Origin of the sequence: Alteromonas sp. Mac1 (assembly GCF_001562125.1) — a bacterium.
GTDB lineage: Bacteria > Pseudomonadota > Gammaproteobacteria > Enterobacterales > Alteromonadaceae > Alteromonas > Alteromonas stellipolaris.
In genome coordinates, this window is sequence record NZ_CP013932.1 from 494,951 (window position 1) to 515,104 (window position 20,154).

At 44.2% G+C, this 20,154-nt stretch carries 17 protein-coding genes; 7 read left to right on the forward strand and 10 right to left on the reverse strand.

What is annotated here, in order from left to right; all coding sequences use genetic code 11:
• Positions 1-7: 7 nt before the first annotated feature.
• Entirely contained in the window at positions 8-3,139 is a 3,132-nt protein-coding gene (locus AV939_RS02005) for a hybrid sensor histidine kinase/response regulator (protein ID WP_057794405.1), read from the reverse strand.
• Positions 3,140-3,431: 292 nt separating this feature from the next.
• Here AV939_RS02005 and parC point away from each other — a divergent pair, with 292 nt between their 5' ends.
• Genes parC through AV939_RS02020 form a run of 3 tightly spaced genes read left to right on the forward strand, consistent with a single transcriptional unit; the run spans position 3,432 to position 8,510 of the window.
• Positions 3,432-5,738 (forward strand): DNA topoisomerase IV subunit A, encoded by a 2,307-nt coding sequence (gene parC, locus AV939_RS02010; RefSeq protein WP_057794402.1) that lies wholly within the window; start codon positions 3,432-3,434, stop codon positions 5,736-5,738.
• A gap of 60 nt (positions 5,739-5,798) precedes the next feature.
• Entirely contained in the window at positions 5,799-6,335 is a 537-nt protein-coding gene (locus AV939_RS02015; protein ID WP_057794400.1) for a heme NO-binding domain-containing protein, read from the forward strand.
• A 3-nt stretch (positions 6,336-6,338) separates the two neighbouring features.
• On the forward strand, positions 6,339-8,510 hold the full coding sequence (locus AV939_RS02020; RefSeq protein ID WP_057794399.1) for a putative bifunctional diguanylate cyclase/phosphodiesterase: 2,172 nt from the start codon (positions 6,339-6,341) through the stop codon (positions 8,508-8,510).
• 79 nt (positions 8,511-8,589) lie between these two features.
• Here AV939_RS02020 and AV939_RS02025 read toward each other — a convergent pair whose 3' ends face one another.
• From AV939_RS02025 to rpe, 8 genes are all read right to left on the reverse strand, one after another.
• Complete coding sequence (locus AV939_RS02025; protein ID WP_057794396.1) at positions 8,590-9,396, reverse strand: DUF1338 domain-containing protein; 807 nt, start codon at positions 9,394-9,396, stop codon at positions 8,590-8,592.
• Positions 9,397-9,454: 58 nt separating this feature from the next.
• Positions 9,455-10,924: a succinylglutamate-semialdehyde dehydrogenase gene (gene astD, locus AV939_RS02030; RefSeq protein WP_057794394.1), complete on the reverse strand. Its 1,470-nt coding sequence runs from the start codon at positions 10,922-10,924 to the stop codon at positions 9,455-9,457.
• 16 nt (positions 10,925-10,940) lie between these two features.
• Positions 10,941-11,978 carry an arginine N-succinyltransferase gene (astA, locus tag AV939_RS02035; protein WP_057794392.1) on the reverse strand — a complete coding sequence of 346 codons (1,038 nt, stop codon included), beginning with the start codon at positions 11,976-11,978 and terminating at the stop codon, positions 10,941-10,943.
• Positions 11,979-12,002: 24 nt separating this feature from the next.
• Entirely contained in the window at positions 12,003-13,211 is a 1,209-nt protein-coding gene (locus tag AV939_RS02040; protein ID WP_057794390.1) for an aspartate aminotransferase family protein, read from the reverse strand.
• 325 nt (positions 13,212-13,536) lie between these two features.
• Entirely contained in the window at positions 13,537-14,703 is a 1,167-nt protein-coding gene (locus tag AV939_RS02045; protein WP_057794387.1) for an HDOD domain-containing protein, read from the reverse strand.
• Positions 14,704-14,933: 230 nt separating this feature from the next.
• A complete protein-coding gene (locus AV939_RS02050; RefSeq protein WP_057794385.1) occupies positions 14,934-15,509 on the reverse strand; it encodes an anthranilate synthase component II in 576 nt (191 codons plus the stop codon).
• A gap of 30 nt (positions 15,510-15,539) precedes the next feature.
• Complete coding sequence (gene trpS, locus AV939_RS02055; protein WP_057794383.1) at positions 15,540-16,547, reverse strand: tryptophan--tRNA ligase; 1,008 nt, start codon at positions 16,545-16,547, stop codon at positions 15,540-15,542.
• A 30-nt stretch (positions 16,548-16,577) separates the two neighbouring features.
• Complete coding sequence (gene rpe, locus AV939_RS02060) at positions 16,578-17,255, reverse strand: ribulose-phosphate 3-epimerase (protein WP_057794381.1); 678 nt, start codon at positions 17,253-17,255, stop codon at positions 16,578-16,580.
• Between the two features lie 387 nt (positions 17,256-17,642).
• On the opposite strand from rpe, the gene AV939_RS02065 reads away from it, so the two are divergent.
• From AV939_RS02065 to AV939_RS02075, 3 genes are all read left to right on the forward strand, one after another.
• On the forward strand, positions 17,643-18,368 hold the full coding sequence (locus AV939_RS02065) for a TorF family putative porin (protein ID WP_057796408.1): 726 nt from the start codon (positions 17,643-17,645) through the stop codon (positions 18,366-18,368).
• 193 nt (positions 18,369-18,561) lie between these two features.
• Positions 18,562-18,840, forward strand: coding sequence for a hypothetical protein (locus AV939_RS02070; RefSeq protein WP_057794379.1), 279 nt, complete (start codon positions 18,562-18,564; stop codon positions 18,838-18,840).
• Between the two features lie 45 nt (positions 18,841-18,885).
• Complete coding sequence (locus AV939_RS02075; protein ID WP_057794377.1) at positions 18,886-19,086, forward strand: DUF2970 domain-containing protein; 201 nt, start codon at positions 18,886-18,888, stop codon at positions 19,084-19,086.
• On the opposite strand, the gene AV939_RS02080 is transcribed toward AV939_RS02075, so the two are convergent.
• Positions 19,087-19,965 (reverse strand): Dam family site-specific DNA-(adenine-N6)-methyltransferase, encoded by an 879-nt coding sequence (locus AV939_RS02080; protein WP_057794374.1) that lies wholly within the window; start codon positions 19,963-19,965, stop codon positions 19,087-19,089.
• On the opposite strand from AV939_RS02080, the gene AV939_RS20120 reads away from it, so the two are divergent.
• Positions 19,964-20,149 carry a hypothetical protein gene (locus AV939_RS20120; protein WP_138118164.1) on the forward strand — a complete coding sequence of 62 codons (186 nt, stop codon included), beginning with the start codon at positions 19,964-19,966 and terminating at the stop codon, positions 20,147-20,149. The two genes, AV939_RS02080 and AV939_RS20120, sit on opposite strands and share 2 nt — an antisense overlap.
• Positions 20,150-20,154: the final 5 nt, after the last annotated feature.

The window sequence follows — 20,154 nt, forward strand, 5'->3', positions numbered from 1 at the left end:
AGTTGGGCTAGCCAGTACGTGTCTGTCCTTCTGAACAGACTCGCTCAATTTCATCGAGTAACAACGGCATATGTTCAGCCACTAAAAAATGTTGCCCTAATTTAAGGGCGCTTTCGAGTTCATCTGCCAAGCTTTGCAGTCGCGGCGCACCTATGTAACAGCAGGCCCCATGTAATTTGTGAATTTCGAGCTTAAGTTCTGCGTAATCTTTTTCATTCCACAGTGCTTTTAAAGTCGTCAGCATGTCTGGCGCCATGGTAATAAAGTCTTCAAGTAGCTCTTTGGCTGCTTCATGGTTTTGATGTGCGCGCTTTAACGCAAGCTGCCAGTCTAAGGAAGGTAGTAATATGTGCCCCGGCTCAGTGTTATGGCACCAAGAACGTATAAGGTCTACCAGCAACCCAATCTCAATGGGTTTGGGCAAATAGTCGTCCATACCCGAAGCCAGCAACCTTTCCTGCTCTTCTTTAAAGGCATGGGCGGTTACTGCAATAATAGGCGTACCCATATTCAGTGTGGTTTTTCTGATTGCTCGCGACGCTTGAAGCCCATCCATGATGGGCATTTGAACATCCATTAATATCAAGTCAAACTCTTGGGTTTGGCACTGATTAACCGCGTCTTCGCCACTTGTTGTAGTGACCAATGATATCGGTGAGTTATCAAGCCAGGTATGCAGTAGCTTGAGGTTCATATCCATATCATCCACGGCTAAAATTCTTGCCCGTGGAAGTGAGTTCAATTTATCTTGAAGTGGGTTTCGTGGTACTGCTTTCTTATTGTTTACTAAACCATCAAGCTTACTTAGTGTCATCGGCATGCGTATTTGAGTATGAAAGTGCTGAGACAAACTCGGGTATTGGGTAAAAGGCTCAGGGCCTGAATACCAAAGCACGCGTTTGGTCGCATTAAACTGTACAAAGCGGCTTAAAAACTCATCCCGCTTGTCCATTTTTGATACCGGCACTGTTGCCATAAAGAAGTCAGTGGAAGATGACTGTAGTGACAGTCTAGAAAGATAGTCAACTGACTCGACAGTGGTAACTTTAGCACCCAGTTGCTTCAACATAGAGGCACTGGCACGGCGTGTTGCAGGTATGGGGTCGAAGATAACTACATGTTTTCCAAGCCACTCGGTATCAGCACTCAATGCATATTTCTGGCTTAAGTGATTGGTTCTTAGGGTAACCACAAAGGTAGAACCTTGCCTTGGCGTACTTTTGAGGGTTAAGTCGCCACGCATGAGTCGCACTAGCTCACGACTAATAACCAAGCCTAATCCGGTACCTTGATAATTGCGGTTTATCGAGTCATCTACTTGGGAAAACGCATTGAAGAGTTTCTTTCTGTCCTGTCGATTTATGCCTATACCCGTATCTTCAACAATGATTTCAATCTCATGAATCCCGTGCAAAAGCGGGCGGCCTTTGACCGCAAGGGTAATAGTACCGGAAGGGGTGAATTTTAGGGCGTTGCTAAGCAGGTTATTCAAAATTTGCTTTATTCTGAAAACATCACCGATTAATTTTTCTGGTAAAGGCGACAGGTCGAAAACAAATTCTAACTTTTTGCTATGGGAAGACTTCGCCATAATCGTCACCATTTCTTCCAATAAAGTATTGGGTGAAAATGGCTGGTTGTTAATTTGTAGCTTACCCGCTTCAATCTTAGAGAAGTCTAATACATCGTTGACTATTGTCAGCAAGTTATCAGCGGCAGTATTGATAATTCGCACTTGTTCTTGTTGATCAGATGGTAAAGAAGCATGGGTCAGTTCTCGGCTAAACCCTAGAATACCGTTAAGAGGCGTACGTATCTCATGGCTCATATTGGCAAGAAATTGCGATTTCACATTACTGGCCTTAATGGCATCTTTACGGGCAATATCTAAGCGCGCATTTTGCTCTTCAATGAGCTCCATATTGTTGCGTAAATCATCGGTAGCTTGCTCAACTTCGTGTTCAAGTTGGCTTCTGCTTTTTTCCATTAGCGCGAATGAAAACAGCCCAGATTCTAAAAATACGCCCACTTGGAAACAGTAAGTGGTGAAGTCGTTTGAGGGGAGTATCCCAACTAGACTTAGCATGCCAATAATGGCCCCTGTTGCCAGCATTCCCCATGCAAATATAAAGTATCGAGCAGGTTGGAAGCGGTTAACAAAGGCCTCGATACCGGCAAAAATATAACTACAAATAGCGATAAGGCCTACGCCGTAAACTAAGTTGTTCTTCCAAATTGAGGGAAGTAAACCCAGGAAACAAATTACCCCAATAGCTATTTGCACTGCCAATAACAGCACAATGACGGGGTGTGCGGACTTGGCATTCTTCTTGGTCTCTAGAAAGCTCACGGTAAACAAACCGGACGAAATACCTATGATCACAAAAATCAGTTCGGTGTGACCAACAAGCCAATAGGGTATCCCTCCTGAAAACAGCAGGTGGATATGGCCGCCCCAAATAAATTGCCAAAGAATAACCGCGAATATGTAGCCGACATAAGCAATCAGGCTGCGCTCGTGAACCCCGAAATACAGCACAAGGTTATAAATGGCCAGTATTAGCAAGCCGCCGTAAAATAGGCCCCACATCAGGCTGTCCATTTGGAACGAACTGCTGTGAACAGACTCAGGTTGCACTCTTAGTGGTGTAATAAGGCTTGATGATTGACTCTCAACACGTATAAAAAGATCGACCCGTTCGGCGTTGGCTAGCGTTACCCGTAATGTGGGTATGCGAAAAATTTGTTCTTTTTGAGATTTACCCTGATGGCTTTGTTGCAATACTTCGCCATTTTTAACCAAGTAGAAGTCGACTTTGTCGAGTTGGCTAAAATTGATAGAAAATACCCAGTTCTCTTGGTTTGACACGTTGGAAAATGAAGTTAACAACCACATTCCTTTGTCTCTAAAGCCGAAGTTAGGGTTGCTATAAGGATGCATGCGAAAGTCGCTGCGTCTTCTACTCACATCATTTATTGTGAGTGGTAGATTGGTTTCGTATAAATAGTACAGGGAGTCGGAGAGGTCTAAAGAAGCATCTTCATCGAAAAGTTGCTCAATGTGCTGGGCGTGACTTGGTTGAGGGGCGATAAGCCAAAGTAGTGCGCACAGCAGTGTAAAAATTCGAAACAAATACATCCTGAATAGCTTCTTAATCTTCTTCTATTGTTATTAAACCACTCTGGCGGACAATTGTACAAAAGATTGAGGCATTAACGTAAATCGGCATAGTGATTTTACCTAATAGTGATTATTGCACTAGCCCCTAGTTTCCCCCACAATAGAAACATTGAAGGCTTAATAAAAAGTCCTACTTTGTGGTTAAACTCTTCCACATAAACACGCCGTTCGTTAACGCTGCCACCTGTCTAAAAACTAAAGGCTTTGCATTAACGCTGAATTGTGAAAATAACAAAACGAAAAAATTATCATGAGCGACGAGATTATTATTAACCGCGACGGTGTAGAACAACTGCCTTTAAGGCGCTTTACCGAAGACGCTTACTTAAATTATTCCATGTACGTCATCATGGACCGTGCCCTGCCTCATATTGCCGATGGTCTAAAACCCGTACAAAGACGCATTATATACGCTATGTCTGACTTAGGACTGAGCGCCAATGCAAAGTATAAAAAGTCGGCCAGAACGGTAGGGGATGTATTAGGTAAGTTTCATCCTCATGGCGATTCCGCGTGTTATGAAGCAATGGTTTTGATGGCGCAGCCCTTTTCTTACCGCTATCCGCTAGTCGATGGGCAAGGAAATTGGGGGGCACCGGACGATCCTAAATCTTTTGCTGCCATGCGATACACCGAGGCTAAACTTTCTCGTTTTTCAGAAGTATTGCTGGATGAATTAGGCCAAGGCACCGTTGATTGGACGCCTAATTTCGATGGCACATTAGAAGAGCCTTGTGTGTTACCCGCTCGATTGCCGCATATCTTGCTTAATGGCGTAACGGGTATTGCTGTTGGTATGGCCACAGACATTCCGCCACATAATGTACGTGAATTAGCTTATGCCTGTGCCATGTTGCTCGATAATAGCAAAGCAGAGCTTAGCGATGTGTTAGAGCATGTTAACGGACCGGATTACCCTACCGAAGCTGAAGTTATTACGCCTAAAGCTGATATTCGTAAGCTGTATGAAACCGGCCGCGGCTCAATTAAAATGCGCGCGGTGTTCCACGAGGAAAATGGCGATATTGTTGTCACGGCTCTACCTCACCAAGCTTCAGGCGGAAAAATTCTAGAGCAAATTGCTGGGCAGATGCAGGCTAAGAAGCTGCCGATGGTAAGTGACTTGCGCGACGAGTCAGACCACGAAAATCCTACCCGTTTAATTATCACTCCGCGTTCAAACCGTATCGATACCGCGCAGTTAATGCAGCATTTATTTGCAACTACGGATTTAGAAAAGAACTATCGCGTAAACCTAAACATGATTGGTTTGGACGGTCGCCCTAAAGTAAAAGACCTTCGTACTATATTATCTGAATGGTTGGTTTACCGAAAAGAGACAGTTACCCGTCGCCTTCAATACCGCTTAGACAAAGTACTCGCTCGCTTACATATTCTTGAAGGTTTGCTCATTGCCTTTTTGAATATCGACGAAGTTATCGAGATTATTCGTACTTACGAAAAACCCAAGCAAGAATTAATCTCTCGGTTCTCGCTTAGCGATAAGCAGGCAGAAGCAATACTAGAATTAAAGCTTCGTCATTTAGCCAAGCTTGAAGAAATGAAAATTAAGGGTGAGCAAGACGAGCTGGCAGCAGAGCGTGATAAATTGCAAACCTTGTTAGGCTCAGATCGCCGCTTGAAAACCCTTATCAAGAAAGAAATTTTAGCCGATGCTGAAAAGTATGGTGATGATAGGCGTTCACCTATTGTTGAGCGCGGTGAAGCAAAAGCGTTATCTGAAAAAGAACTTGTGCCAGCCGAATCGGTTACCGTGGTGTTATCGGAAAAAGGTTGGGCACGTTGTGCTAAAGGCCATGACATTGATGCCGAGGGATTAAGCTACAAAGCGGGTGATGGCTATCTATCAAGCGCAGAAGGGAAAAGTAATCAGCCTGCGGTATTTATGGATACCTCGGGGAGAACTTTTTCCTGCGATGCCCATGGTTTGCCATCGGCGCGGAGTCAAGGAGAGCCGCTTACAGGACGTTTTGCCTTGGTAGGTGGAGAGTCATTCGAGCACGTCATTATGGCATCAGACGAGGCTAAATTTTTAGTTGGCTCAGACGCAGGTTACGGGTTCGTTGGTACATTCAAAGACATGGTGAGCAAAAATAAGGCGGGGAAAGCGTACCTTTCTTTACCTACAGCGGCCAAAGTGATGAAACCTAAGCCTGTGACTAACCCTGAATCAGATTGGTGTTTAACCATTTCTAACGAAGGGCGTATGTTGTTGTTCCCACTTAAAGACTTACCAAGCTTAGGTAAAGGAAAAGGGAACAAGCTAATTAATATTCCTGGTGCCAAAGCGCAATCCCGCGAAGAGTTTGTGACTGTATTGGCTGTAGTGCCTGATGGGGCTTCATTAAAAGTGACGGCGGGTAAACGTAATATGACCTTATCTGCTTCAGATTTGGAACACTATTATGGAGAGCGAGGACGTAGAGGAAACAAATTACCTCGAGGTTTACAGCGGGTTGATGGTGTTGAAGTGGTACAAAGTCAAAGCGCCCCAAGTGATGATAGTCCTGAGGGCCAGGACAGCGATATTTCCTAAACAATGGTTGTCGTTGGGTGGGACTGAACTACACTATTATTAATCGTATAAGGAGACCGTATGTTAGGGATTGTATTTACTTCGCTTATAGACATGCTAGAAGAAAAGGTATCGCCTGAATTTGCTGACGAAGTGATTGTAGAAGCTGAGTTAACTAATGATGGTGCCTATACTGCGGTCGGCTATTACCCTTTCGAAGAAATGCAGAAAATTTTATCTATTCTTGCCGCGAAAACGGGCAAATCGGTCAATGAACTGCTGTACGATTTTGGGGTTTACCTTTTTGGCAAATTGGCGGCAGTACATGGCAATGTACTTGCCGACACGAAAGACATTTTGCAGTTGCTAGAACACCTAGATGGTGACATTCATGTTCAAGTACGAAAACTTTACCCTGATGCCGATTTACCGCGGTTTACCGTTATATCTAGAACTGATACTGGTATGCGCTTGCGCTACTTCTCTGAACGAGAGTTATACCCCCTTGCTGAAGGGCTAATGGATGCCGCAGCGATGCATTTCGATTGCACTCTAGAGCGTGAAACTCATCAAATGTCATTCCCTCATACGTACGAATTTAGTATTCAGGTTGTGTAGCCGGTGGGCGCCAATCTAGTTCCTCTAGAGAAAAAACTACAAAGCTTAGAAAGGCGGCTTCAGCGTGAAAAAGCGGCCAGAGAAAACGCTGAATCCTTGCTGCTGCTAAAGTCTGACGAGCTATATAACTCACTACTTTTCAGTCAGCAATCACTGAAAAAATTAGAGCTCGCGTTGTGGGCATCGCAAGAGTCATTTTGGGATTGGCAAGCAAGCCATGACATCATTGATATTCGAGCGTTTTCGCTCAATTCAGAAAGCGAATCTACCTGGTCAGGAACGCCAATCGACTTAATGGCGTTAGTGCATGAAGACGACTTGGAAAACTTACAGTTTCAATGGTCGATGGCGCTTCATGGAGGCCGCGAACGCATAGAGCTTTCCTTTCGTATGAGCATACAAGGTCAGTTGCAATGGGTTCGTTTGAGGGGGCGTGTGCTTAAGCGTGGCGTTAGCGGTGAAGCCTTGCAAATAGTGGGCACCACCAGAGACATTACGCAGCTAAGGCAGGCAGAGCAATCCTTCCAGCTAATGGCATCAGCCTTTGCTAATTCCCGCGAACCCATGTTGGTATTGTCACCTAGCTTGAGCATAAATGAGTGTAATGAAGCGTTTGTGAAGTTAGTGGGCGCGCCAGATAAGATGGCTTGTATCAATCTCAATCTCAATGATTTGCTGATAGGGGAAAAAGTTAATACGAACAGCCTGCAACACAACAAACAGCTTAGGTTTGAATCTGTTATTGTGCCTAGAGTAGGTAAAAACACACCGGTAGATATTTCAGTATCAGTTTTTGATAATTATCTACAAGCCCAGTCGTCGCTCATAGCTACTATGCGGGATATTAGTGAACGTAAACGCAATGAAGCTCGCTTAAAGCAACTTGCCCTTTATGATGAGTTGACAGGGCTCAATAATCGCAGCGCCCTGCGAGATATTTTTCAACACCTTTTCGACAGCCAAACCGATTTTTTAGTGGTGTTTATCGACCTTGATGGGTTCAAAGCTATTAATGATACCGCTGGGCACGAGAAAGGAGATACCGAACTTCAGCGTGTTGCCGCATTACTTACCGCTGCTTTCGGTCCGCACGGGGATGTGGCGCGGTGGGGAGGCGATGAGTTTATCGCTGTACTTCCAAGGCAACATATTGACTGGGCGGTGGAAAAATCCGAAGCGCTTATTGGCCTCATAGAAGAAGATGTTGTGGTGACCAAAAAGGTCGAATTAAAACTGTCAGCAAGTATTGGTATTGCCAAATTCCCCAAAGACAATGACAGTATTGAAGGCGTTGTCCAATGTGCAGATGCAGCGATGTATCACGCCAAAAAGCTTGGTAAAGGCCAAGTGAATGTGTACGAAGAAGGGCTTTACGAGAGAATGTCGCAACAGGTCAGTATGGTGAACGACTTGCGTAAGGCTATCGAAAACAATTTACTCGATTACTATATTCAAGGTAAGTATGACTTGCAGGGTAATTTGAAAGGCGGAGAAGTACTTTGTAGGTGGATATCTGGGTTACACGGTGTTGTGCCTCCTGTGGTATTCATTCCTATCGCTGAAGAGCACGACCTAGACCGCCAGATTGGCTTGCAAGCGCTGGAAGCTGCATGTGACTACATCGCCATGATGGAAGCGCAGCAAGGAGAAAGCATACCGCTTTCAATTAATATCAGCGTTAACCAAATGCTCGACACCGAATTCCCCGCTCAAGCCACCAAAATTTGTGATGACTGTTCAGTGCGCACTGACATGATTGAACTTGAGCTCACCGAGTCTATTTTTATCCGTGATGAAAAAGCTGCGCTTGTTGCGCTAAATAGTCTGCGTGAAGTCGGCTTCCGCCTTTCACTAGACGATTTTGGCAGTGGGTTTTCTTCCCTAAGTTATCTTAAGAATTTTCATTTTGAAGTCGTTAAAGTGGACAGGAGCTTGGTGAAAGATATTCACAATAACAGTAAAGCAAATGCGCTTTTTTGTGGTTTGGTGGCTATGCTTAACCGGTTACAGATTGAAATTGTGGTGGAAGGGGTCGAGCAGGAGTCATACTTGCCTTTTATGGAAAATGCAGACGTGAACCTAATGCAGGGTTTTTATTTCGATAAACCTATGCCCTATGATCAGTTCCTTGCAAGGCATACGAACCCGTCAGATACTTTTCCTGACAGAAAATAAAAGGGCTTTCGCCCTTTTATTTATCGCATATCAGTTCTTACTTTTCGTTCAATACCCGCTAATTTAACGCGTAAATAACTCAACTGGCGTTAGTGCTTTCAAAAATCTTATCTGCAGACGCTGCCACAAAACCTTGGTAACGCTTGCCATTAGGCATGTTATAACGCTGAGCAAATTCGTAAAAACAGCTAGGAATAGCAGCGGTCTCATCGGAAAAATTCACAGGAGCGCGGTCGGCCATAGTAGAAGACTGTGCAAGGAAGACTTCAGGTCCGCCTTTTATTTCGCCGCCAGAGGTATTTAGCACAAAACCGGCATCTTTAAGACGCGCATTTACGTCTGAAAGCTCATCAGTTTGCCCTAAATGATTAACGCTAACCGTGAAGTGATTGGCGCAAAATCCCCATGCCGCCAACCATGCTGCATATTCTGACTCATCTAGCAGGGCATCATAATCGGCTTTACTGATATCCCAGTGACGGCCTGAATAAAGGAAGTTGTCAGCAGTCACTACATCCGCATCCATTTGTGCTACGAGCTTTTGAATTATAGCTTGTGCATTGTCAGACAGTTCGTTCACTCTCAACTCACTGATGAAAACTTTTGGTTTTGTATCATCAGGGTGTTCGAAGTGCTTAGCGGTTAGCTTCTTCGCTTCAAAATTGTAATCACCCATTTCGGTATACCCGAGGGCAAGAAAGTGAGCAGCCAATTTTTCAAGCGCGGTTTTATCTAATGCAAAGGTTCTAAAAGCAACATGATCGTTAACTATGTTATTCGTGCTTTCTTCATCGGCAAGAAGGGCATGGATTTTGTGAGCTGAAGGGGTAATTGCAACATAATCGTCCCACATATTGGCAAAGAGCGTATCGATATTGTTATGCATGGCGTGTGTCCTATAAATAAAGCCGCTATTAATAGCGGCTTTGAATGTAGTGGTGTAATTAAAGTGTTAGGCCTGGGCTTAACTTACCCGGCAAGGTTACTTTTTCAAGCTCTACCGAGGCGACTGGAAACGCACAGTAGTCGGCGGCATAAAATGCACTAGCGCGATGGTTTCCACTTTCACCAATGCCACCAAAGGGTGCTGCACTGCTTGCACCCGTAATAGGGCGGTTCCAGTTAACGATGCCTGCACGAATACGTGCAAAGAAATAGCGGTAGTCTTCTTCGCTATCTGCTAGCAATCCTGCCGATAAGCCAAAGCTTGTATTGTTCGCTTCTTCAATTGCGTTATCAAAGTCGGTGTAGCGAATAACCTTAAGCAATGGGCCGAAGTGCTCTTCATCAGGCAATTCAGATAGCATGTCAGTTACATCAATAATACCTGGTGTGGCGAAACCCTTTTGGTTATCAGGCTGTTCTAATCGCAACAACACCTTGCCGCCTAGAGCTTCAAGTTCTTGCTGCGCTTTAACCATAGATGCTGCAGCGTTTGCTGAAATCATTGCCCCCATGAAAGGCTGATCGTCGGCATCATAGTCATCAATTTTGATATTCTTAGTGACTTCAAGCAGACGAGCTAATGTGGCATCACCTTGAGCATTGGCAGGTAAAAACAAACGGCGCGCACAAGTACAGCGTTGACCCGACGTAATAAAGGCTGATTGCACGATATCGTGAACCGCACCATCAATATCGGCAACATCTTTCACAATTAACGGATTATTTCCGCCCATTTCAAGAGCCAAAATTTTACCTGGGTGTCCTGCAAATTGTTCGTGCAAAATTTTGCCAGTGCGTGAACTTCCGGTAAAGAATAACCCATCTATACCGTTGTGCGACGCTAGTGCTTTACCGGTTTCAACTTCACCTTGAACCAGGTTAAGTACGCCGGCAGGCAAGCCTGCTTGTTCCCATAGCTTGACCATTTCTTCGGCAACCATAGGGGTAAGATCGCTAGGTTTAAATACCACGGTATTACCTGCAATAAGCGCTGGTACAATGTGACCATTAGGCAAGTGGCCAGGGAAATTGTACGGGCCGAATACTGCTACAACACCATGGGCTTTATGGCGAATGAAAGCTTTACCTACAGGCATAGGGTTTTCAACATTGCCGGTACGCTCAAAATAAGCTTTTTCAGAAATAGCGATTTTACCCATCATGGCACCCACTTCTGTGGCGGTTTCCCACTCTGGTTTGCCGGTTTCTTTTGCTATTACTTTAGCTAGGTGCGCTTTCGCTTCGCCTAGCTTTTCGCCGTAAACTTTAATAATGTTTAAGCGTTCTTCAACCGTCATCATTCCCCAAGCTGGAGCCGCAGCGCGAGCTGCTTTTACCGCTAAGTCAATCTGGCTAGGGGAGGCTGACTTACCCTCCCAAATAACTTGGTTTTTAGCTGGGTCGATTGAGGCTAAGTCGTGCCCTTCACCGGTAACCCATTGTCCGTCGATAAAATGTGTGTGTAACATAAAAAGTGTCCTTCAATTAGTCTCTGAACTTTACAGGTGCAAGACGAACATGGTCGCCTTCTTGCACATTCAGAGCGGCTGCAGCCTGACGCGAAAGCACGGCAATATTTTGCTCTTCATTAACACCTATTTCGGTGGCTACCGCGCGAAAATCTGCAACAGAGGTGTTTATGATGTAATGGGTTTGACCTTGTGCGGCCGCTGCATCATCAATAACAATTGGCATTTTTAAGCTAGATTGCGCCGTTCGGATATGGCTGAGGTTGGCCTCTACCGTAGGGCCCGCATCAAAAATATCAACGTAACCGCGACAGCTAAACCCTTCACCTTCAAGCAACTGCAAGGCGGGGCGGGTTTTTTCATGAACCTGTCCAATAACCGCCTGTGCTTCTTTGCTCAATAGATTGACGTAAATAGGGTATTTAGGCATCAGCTCTGCAATAAATACCTTATTGCCAATACCGGTAAGGTAATCAGCAGTAGGGAAGTCCATCGAGAAAAAGTGGGTTTCAAGCCATTCCCAAAAAGGCGAACGACCTTTTTCATCACTCACACCACGCATCTCGGCAATGACAGTTTCAGAAAAGCGCTCACGGTGCTCCATCATAAATAAGAAGCGGACTTTCGATAGAAAACGGCCGTTAATGCCACCACGGGCCTGCTCTCTTAAAAACAGTGTACAAATCTCAGTTACGCCCGTGTAGTCATTACAAAAGGTGAGAATTTCAACCGTATTGTGAATGTTTAGCTCGCGAGAGGCGTGCACCACTTTACTCAAATGATAGTGGTAAAACGCATCATCAATACCTACAGCTGCTTCAATACCTGACGTGCCTACTACTTCACCGGTTGTCGTATCTTCCATAACAAAAAGGTACGACTCATCACCGGGTTGGGTCACGTTAGCTTTAGTGAAAGCTTCTTGCGCACGGTCGACTTTTCTATGCAGCAGATCATCGTTAACTGGTAAGGAGGTAAACCCGATACCTGACTCTACAGCAATGTCGTACAAGGCCTTGTAATCAGCTTGTGTAATAGGGCGAATTATATTCATGTTCGCTACTCGCTAATTTGGCGTTTATTCGGCGTTCACAACAGCGGCAACGGCACGTTCAAATCGGGCTAAGCCTTCTTTGATATCTTCATCAGGAATAACCAGTGAAGGGGCGAAACGAATAACATTAGCACCGGCAATTAAGCACATAAGGTGCTCTTTTGTTGCTGCCATCATAAAGTCGCGAGCGCGGCCTTGGTATTTTTCGTTTAACGCGCAACCAAGCAACATACCTTGTCCACGTACTTCAGAAAATACGTCATATTTGTCGTTAATGACTGTAAGTAGCTCACGGTACAAGGCTTCTTTGTGTAACACGCCTTCAAGTACTTCAGGCTGATTAACAATATCAAAGGCTTTTTCAGCCACGGCGCAGGCTAGTGGATTACCACCGTAAGTACTGCCGTGAGTCCCCGCTTTTAAATGCGCGGCAATCGCGGTTGTCGTTAACATGGCACCAATAGGGAAACCACCGCCTAACGATTTTGCGGTAGTTAAAATGTCAGGTGTTACACCTAAGCCCATGTAAGCATATAAGTGACCAGTACGACCAACACCCGATTGCACTTCATCAAAAATAAGTAAGGCATTGTGCTTATCACACAACTCACGCACACCTTTGATAAATTCAACATCAGGAGAGATGATTCCGCCTTCGCCTTGAAGTGGCTCCATCATAACGGCACATGTGTTGTCAGAGATTAATGCTTCAAACGCGGCTAAATCGTTATAATCGCAATGCTCAACAGCGCCAGGCTTAGGGCCAAAACCATCAGAATATGCGGCTTGTCCACCAACGGTTACGGTAAAGAAAGTACGACCGTGGAAACCTTTGTTGAAAGCGATGATTTGGTTTTTGTCTTCACCGTAGTTATCTAACGCGAAACGACGAGCTAATTTTAATGCGGCTTCATTGGCTTCTGCGCCTGAGTTAGCAAAGTATACTTTCTCTGCAAACGTGGCATTTACCAGTTTAGCCGCTAAGCGAAGTGCTGGCTCATTGGTGAATACGTTGCTCAAGTGCCACAATTTGCTGCCTTGTTCGTTAAGCGCCTTAACGAGTTCAGGGTGACAATGACCTAGTACGTTCACGGCAATACCGCCAGCGAAGTCGATGTACTCAGCACCATCTTGATCCCATACACGTGAACCTTCACCACGTACGGGTACCATGCCCGCAGGATTGTAGTTAGGCACCATCACTTCATTAAACGTTGCGCGAGTTACTGTCATTTTTGTTACCTCTGTTTTAAGCGCCTGTGTCGGTAAAATAGACCTCGAACAGGCGGAAAAATAAACGAAATTACCGATGAGTATGCCATTTTTTTAAGGGTTTGTCTTGTTTGTGAATGGCTGCAGCCCTTTATATACAAGGACTCTGGCTTAATTTGCAGGAAAAGTGAATAACTATTTACTACTAAGCCATATTGTTTAGGAATAGTGTAATTAAAAGGTGAATTAGGTGTGTAATCTCACAGCCAGAGCGCGTTGATCTGGTGTGGGTCAAATAAGGGTAAAAGAAGATATTTGGCTACTTTGCATGAATATCCACAAAAAATTAGCTGTTTTCTTCTTCCCGAGATAATGGAAGGGTGAAAATATCAACAGATCTTAGTTGTTCCAATGCACCTGATGGATACTCCTGCTCCTTAATCATTGGTTTTACCTCTGGCACTTCAACCATGCGTGATTGGTGTAACATTCTTACCTTCGAATAAGTGCGAGCTTGATGTAGAAGCTTGGGCATGGAGCCTACTTCACAGGGTTCTCTGGTGGCACATTGGCGCATCGCATCACCAATAAATAAGCGTTTCAACATCATGTTTTCAATGAGATCAGCGGATACCGCATCGGCATATTCATCTTGTAATGCAATCAGGTAATTTGCCGACGGCGCCAGCTTTAACAACGCTTCATGGCGCATGCGCTCTTTGTCTTTTTGGCTTTCGTTTAACAGGTGAAGCTGCACCTTATCGAATAACTTGAAGTACAATCGGATGATGGCACATCGACCTAATTGACTGAGCATGCCGAAACTATAAGCCTGAATCGGGTTCAGCTTGTAGTGTGGCGCAAGATGCCTAGCCGCGACCGCCGTGCCGTGCGCAAACTGAGTGAGTTTAAGTTTGATGCAAGGGTATGGGTCGGTTACCTGAGGCATGGCGCGTTTTACAACAAGAGAAGGAATTAGCAGGCGTAAATTCTCAATGCCTAAAAAGCTAAGCGCCGTCCTGAAGGTTTCAACCACGATTACCCGGCCTTTGGAATCTCGTCTTCTAAAAGCGGGAGAGTTCACGACTTGCATCAACTCGTCATAAAGCCAAGGTAAATTAGTTGCAATAGGTTCTAGTTTTGATACCGACGCCGCGCGAACCGAAAGCGCATCGAGTAATGCACCAGTGTCGTCACTTAAATTCAATGTGTTGTTGAATACGTCTGAGGTAAACGATAACTGCTCGGTAAGCTCACCTAATAACACTTCATGTAAGTAATGGTTAACAGTTTCGGTATATGAAGCATCAGACTGTGCTTTTAGGCGTTTATTCTCTATAGCGACTTTTTCGACGTGAAGTAATTGTCTGCGGGCGTCACCTTGTTCGGATTGCTCAAAGCTGACTTCACCAGGACCACGTTTTCCCAGCATTTTCATCGCGAGTTCTGGAGAGATTAATAGGCTCTCAAAGCGCTCATCGATAGGCGGCGGGGTCGATGCTTGGGTCGTCATCTTAAAGTAGCTCCTGCTAAGTAACTGTTCGTGCGTCTGTTCATAGATGCCGTGCATTGGGTCGCCCTACTTCCTAAATATATATATTTACAAAGGCGCTTTGTTGATTAACCTATAAAAGTAAACAAAAACAACGCCAAATGCGAATAATTGCAGAACTTTTTATCGGCAGGAAGCCCTATAGCTTAAGTTTATTCTGTATCCTTGGCAGAATAAATAAGGGTTACACCCTAGGCGTTTAGAAAAGCACATAAAATATCGTGGCCATACTCGGTGAGTAAAGATTCAGGGTGAAATTGTACACCCCATATAGGGAGAGCTTTATGAGAGATCCCCATAATTTCTTTTTCCCCGTCATCAGTTACGCACCACGCATCGATATTTAAGCTTTCAGGAAAGTGGCTTTCATCAAGCACTAATGAGTGATAGCGAGTTACCGCATAACCTTGTTCAAAGCCGCTAAATAAGCCACGGTTTTTATGAAAGAGCGCGGAAGTTTTGCCGTGCTTAATTTCTTTTGCTCCAATCACTGAAGCACCAAAAACCTGACCTATGGCTTGATGGCCTAAGCACACACCAAGTAAGGGGATCTTCCCAGCAAAGTGCTTAATAGCCTCTAAGCTAATTCCCGACTCATTGGGTGTACATGGGCCTGGTGAAATCACTAAATGACTGGGTGATAAGGCTTCTATATCGGCAATAGTAAGGGCATTGTTTCTCACCACCTTAACGCATGCACCTAACTCGGTAAGGTAACGGGCAAGGTTGTGAGTAAATGAATCGAAATTATCAATTAACAGCAACACGACAACCTAACCTGTTCAATACAACGCTAATTAAGGTTTTGGAATAAAGCCAACGGCTTCATAAACCTTTTTAAGAGTTTCCTCTGCGCGGGCCGAGGCTTTTTCTGCGCCATTTCGCATCACATCGTTTAAGTAGTCACGATTGGTGCGAATATCGGCATAGCGTTGCTGAATTGGCTCTAAAAGGCCCACTACCGCTTCTGCTACGTCACCCTTCAAGTGACCATACATTTTATCTTCGTATGCCGGCACTAATTCATCTATCGATTTTCCTGTCGATAATGACAATAGGGTAAGTAGGTTTGATACCCCAGGCTTTTCTTGTGGGTTGAAGTAAATGTTTGCTTTTTCGTCTGAATCGGTTACCGCACGTTTAATTTTTTTGGTGATTTTTTTAGGATCTTCAAGCAAACCAATAAAGTTGTTTGGGTTAACATCAGACTTCGACATTTTCTTTTCTGGCTCTTGTAGACTCATGATACGAGCACCAAACTCAGGAATGTGAGGTTCTGGTACACGTAGAATGTCGCCATATAAGTTGTTCATACGGTTAGCGATATCACGGGTAAGCTCTAGATGTTGTTTTTGATCATCACCTACAGGCACTTTGTCAGCTTGGTACATTAGAATGTCTGCTGCCATCAATACCGGATAGCCATAAAGGCCAACATTGATATTGTTTTCGTTCTTCGCTGACTTATCTTTAAATTGCGTCATGCGATTTAGCTCACCCATTTGGGTGTAGCAATTAAGTACCCATGAAAGCTGGGCATGTTGAGGTACATGAGACTGCACGAATAAGGTGCTTTTTTCTGGGTCGATTCCGCAAGCTAGGTATAACGCCAGTCCATCTAGGCAGGCCTCAAATAATTGCTTAGGATCTTGCCTAACCGTTATGGCATGCAAATCCACTAACATGTATAGGCAATCATGATCGTCTTGCATGGAAACCCACTGCTTAAGCGCACCCATGTAATTGCCAAGGGTAAGTTGTCCAGAAGGCTGACAGCCACTTAATACAATAGGCTTGTTACTCATAATGTGTACCTGTACGTTAACGTTGTTTAGTTACGCCTTAGAAAGACGAGATAATTCAGTGCGCATGTCATCAATAACTGCGCGGTAATCGGGCTCAGAAAAAATAGCAGAACCGGCTACGAACATATCCGCGCCAGCTTCAGCAATGGCGCGAATGTTATCGACTTTTACGCCACCGTCAATTTCTATTCTTATATCGTGACCACTTTCTAACACGCGTTGCTTAACGGCGCGCACTTTATCCAATGTGCTAGGGATAAACTTTTGTCCACCAAAGCCCGGATTGACCGACATGATAAGGATATGGTGTAACTTGTCCATGACATGATCCAGATAATGCAAAGGCGTGGCAGGGTTAAACACCAACCCAGGTTTACAGCCAGCATCAATTATAAGCTGTAATGAGCGATCGATATGCTCGGATGCTTCAGGGTGAAAACTAATATAGCTGGCACCGGCATCGGCAAATTTTTCGATTAAGTCATCAACCGGCTTCACCATCAAATGCACATCAATAGGTGCAGTAATGCCATACTTTCGTAAAGCCTCGCATATCATAGGGCCAAATGTGAGGTTGGGCACATAGTGATTATCCATTACATCAAAATGAACCACATCGGCACCTGCGTTTAGTACGTTCTCTACCTCTTCTCCTAGCCGAGCAAAATCGGCAGACAGAATTGAGGGGGCAATCAAAAATGGTTTCATCGGTTTTCCCTATTTACGAGGCAATGCACGTGCTAAAAGGTGAAGTTTACCGAAAGTTGGCTTTTGAAAACAGCGCTGATTACATTAGTACTTGTGTTAAAGGGAAGTAAAAATAAGGGGTTGAAAAGATTAAATTAATTGCACCGTATTGGTGAGCATGCCCATTTTTGGGGCGATTTTGTGCACTTTAACTCAACTTTAAATTTATTTTTTATTTTTCATAATTTATTTTTATTCATAAAATCAGTATTTTATGTTTATTTTGGTGGTTGTGGGAATTGCGCTTTAAGTGGGCATCACTCTTGCGTAATCCAACTCAAATATAAGAAAAATCAAGACAGAAAAATTAATTACAACAAGTTTTGGAACTTCACGGAGAACACACACATGAAATTATCTACTAAAAGCACATTGCTTGCGGTTGCTGTATCGTCAGCTTGCCTATTTACTGCGTTACCTAGTTACGCAGAAGTTACGGCTAACGCCGGCGCGACAAGTAACTACATTTGGCGTGGTTTAACGCAAACAATGAATGAAGCTGCCGTTCAGGGCGGAATTGACTACGCACACGAAAGTGGCTTTTATGCAGGTACTTGGGCATCAAACGTGAAATACGGTTCAGACGACAATTATTCGTATGAGCACGATATGTATTTTGGATTCTCTGGTGAATCTAACGATATCTCCTATGATTTCGGTTACCTTTATTACAATTATGATGCTGCAGCAAACTTCGATTTTGCTGAAGTATACGGCTCTGTTGGTATGGGTGGACTTAGCCTGACCCTTTCTGTTCTTGCTCATACCGAAGCGGATGAAGCGGATAACCGTGATTACGGTTTTGGTGAAGCGACTTATGTTTCGCTTGATTATGGTTTAGAAGTACTAAATGGTTCGGAACTAGGTTTCCATGTTGGTTATCACCAAGGTGATTTTGCGGAAGACTTCAACGGTGTAGTTGGCGGTTACGCAGATTGGGGTGTGTCTATTGCGAAAGATGGATTTAGCTTCGCAGTAACCGGTACTGATTTAGATGACAGTGGTGATGCAGATTCGTTAGATAACGATGCAGTTAAGTTCACTGTTGCTTACAGCATGGACTTCGAGCTGTAAGTTTAAAATGACTTCGAAAACAATGAATTAATTGTTGTTGATGTCTGAAATTAAAAGCCTGATGCGTACGTGTCAGGCTTTTTTTACTATTGGAAATAGTAATTATATTCATCATTAGTGAATATTATCTTGTGAGTAATAAGGTTTTATTTATAATGAAGTTCAATGCAAAATAGCGCAAGGAGTGTTCAGGATGAAAGTACTTCCATTTTATGCAGTATGCGGCATGGTTGCGCTAGTTAGCGTAGCGGTGTATCCACGTTCGGGCTCGGAAGCCTCAGTGTGCGAGTTTCAACCCTCTTCTAGTTTTAATCCTAAGTTACCTGCTAGTCATGTGCAGAATCAGTGCGCCAGAGACAGAGATGGTGTTGCTGAAGTCAGTTGGCTGTCATGGATTGCTGGAAAGTCTCCTTCATTTCAGTTTCATTTTCTCGATTTGCTTGAGTTACTTCATAATGATGACAGCAAGTAAAACAGCAAGTAGCATCGCAGTTTCCCAACAAAAGACTTATCAGTAATGAGTCAACAACCGGGTACCGGCTTCTGGTCAGTGCTTATGAGTGTTGTTGCTGGTGTGTTCGGTGTGCAAAGCCATAAAAACTATGAGCGCGATTTTACGAAAGGAACCTTCGTTAGTTTTCTGATTATTGGCATATTTTTAGTTGCCATGATGGTGGTGTCTTTAATGATGTTTGTGAAGTGGCTAACCGGTTATTAGTTATTTTTTTGCTTCAACATTTCTGCGTTGGTTTCGTTTTGGCTTTTTTACTACTGCGCTAGGCGGGAAGTACGCCAAAATTTCATCTACGGGCTTTCTTGTAGCACCATTTTGACTAATGGAGCGCTTTACCGACAACATGCTGAAATCTGCGCCCTTGTATAAGGTGCGGGTAAGTGGCAAATCATGATTCGACACCAACACGGGGATCCCCCGCTTTTTTGCGGTTCGCATTGCAAGTTCTGCTAACTTCTCTTGCGCGTCTTGTCCAAAACTGCGCGCTGCATAACTTGTAAACGCCGCTGTTTTACTGATAGGTGCGTAGGGTGGGTCACAATAAATGACATTTCCGCGGCGGGCGCGAGTAAATACTTTTTCAAAGGGTAAACAAGTGAATGTGGCTTTTTGCGCCTTCTCTGCAAACACGAACATTTCATGCTCAGGGAAGTAGGGCTTTTTATAGCGCCCAAAAGGTACGTTGAACCTGCCCGCTAAACTATAGCGACATAATCCATTGTACCCATGCCTATTAAGGTATAGAAATAAAATAGCTCGGTAGTACTCGTCTTCGGTGGCATTAAATTCTTCTCGCAAAGCATAGTACATTTTCTCATCGTTACGTTCGCCGTTAAAGAAACTACGAGCGTCATGAATGATGGCATCTGGCTGCGCTTTTAAGAAGTTATACAGGTTTATAAGGTCAGGGTTGATGTCGTTCAGCAAATACCGCTTATACTGAGTATTCAGAAACACTGACCCCGCGCCTACAAACGGTTCAATAAGTTTGTTTGCTTGAGGTAACCTGGCCTGAATATGCTCTACTAGGCTGTACTTGCCACCGGCCCACTTTAAAAAGGCCCGGTTCTTTTTCTGCATCATGCGTAAACGTTACTACCTGCACGGAATAAAGACGGTTGTCATTCCGGTACTCGCCGAGTGTGGCGTTATTCTGGGGAGTGGCGCTGCAAATATCTCGCAATACCACGCTAAAGATAGATTGTATCTTTCCTCATACGATGGAACAACCATGAAACGTAAAGCTGACGGCTTTTCTTTTGTTTGAAGTCA

What these genes read in the sequence shown, in the direction of transcription:
- astD (WP_057794394.1), bottom strand. Translation starts at nt 10,924, where the DNA reads ATGTTACACACACATTTTATCGACGGACAATGGGTTACCGGTGAAGGG.
- AV939_RS02065 (WP_057796408.1), top strand. Translation starts at nt 17,643, where the DNA reads ATGAAATTATCTACTAAAAGCACATTGCTTGCGGTTGCTGTATCGTCA.
- AV939_RS02045 (WP_057794387.1), bottom strand. Translation starts at nt 14,703, where the DNA reads ATGACGACCCAAGCATCGACCCCGCCGCCTATCGATGAGCGCTTTGAG.
- parC (WP_057794402.1), top strand. Translation starts at nt 3,432, where the DNA reads ATGAGCGACGAGATTATTATTAACCGCGACGGTGTAGAACAACTGCCT.
- trpS (WP_057794383.1), bottom strand. Translation starts at nt 16,547, where the DNA reads ATGAGTAACAAGCCTATTGTATTAAGTGGCTGTCAGCCTTCTGGACAA.
- AV939_RS02040 (WP_057794390.1), bottom strand. Translation starts at nt 13,211, where the DNA reads ATGACAGTAACTCGCGCAACGTTTAATGAAGTGATGGTGCCTAACTAC.
- AV939_RS02070 (WP_057794379.1), top strand. Translation starts at nt 18,562, where the DNA reads ATGAAAGTACTTCCATTTTATGCAGTATGCGGCATGGTTGCGCTAGTT.
- AV939_RS02015 (WP_057794400.1), top strand. Translation starts at nt 5,799, where the DNA reads ATGTTAGGGATTGTATTTACTTCGCTTATAGACATGCTAGAAGAAAAG.
- AV939_RS02075 (WP_057794377.1), top strand. Translation starts at nt 18,886, where the DNA reads ATGAGTCAACAACCGGGTACCGGCTTCTGGTCAGTGCTTATGAGTGTT.
- AV939_RS02025 (WP_057794396.1), bottom strand. Translation starts at nt 9,396, where the DNA reads ATGCATAACAATATCGATACGCTCTTTGCCAATATGTGGGACGATTAT.
- astA (WP_057794392.1), bottom strand. Translation starts at nt 11,978, where the DNA reads ATGAATATAATTCGCCCTATTACACAAGCTGATTACAAGGCCTTGTAC.
- AV939_RS02005 (WP_057794405.1), bottom strand. Translation starts at nt 3,139, where the DNA reads ATGTATTTGTTTCGAATTTTTACACTGCTGTGCGCACTACTTTGGCTT.
- rpe (WP_057794381.1), bottom strand. Translation starts at nt 17,255, where the DNA reads ATGAAACCATTTTTGATTGCCCCCTCAATTCTGTCTGCCGATTTTGCT.
- AV939_RS20120 (WP_138118164.1), top strand. Translation starts at nt 19,964, where the DNA reads ATGCGTAAACGTTACTACCTGCACGGAATAAAGACGGTTGTCATTCCG.
- AV939_RS02080 (WP_057794374.1), bottom strand. Translation starts at nt 19,965, where the DNA reads ATGATGCAGAAAAAGAACCGGGCCTTTTTAAAGTGGGCCGGTGGCAAG.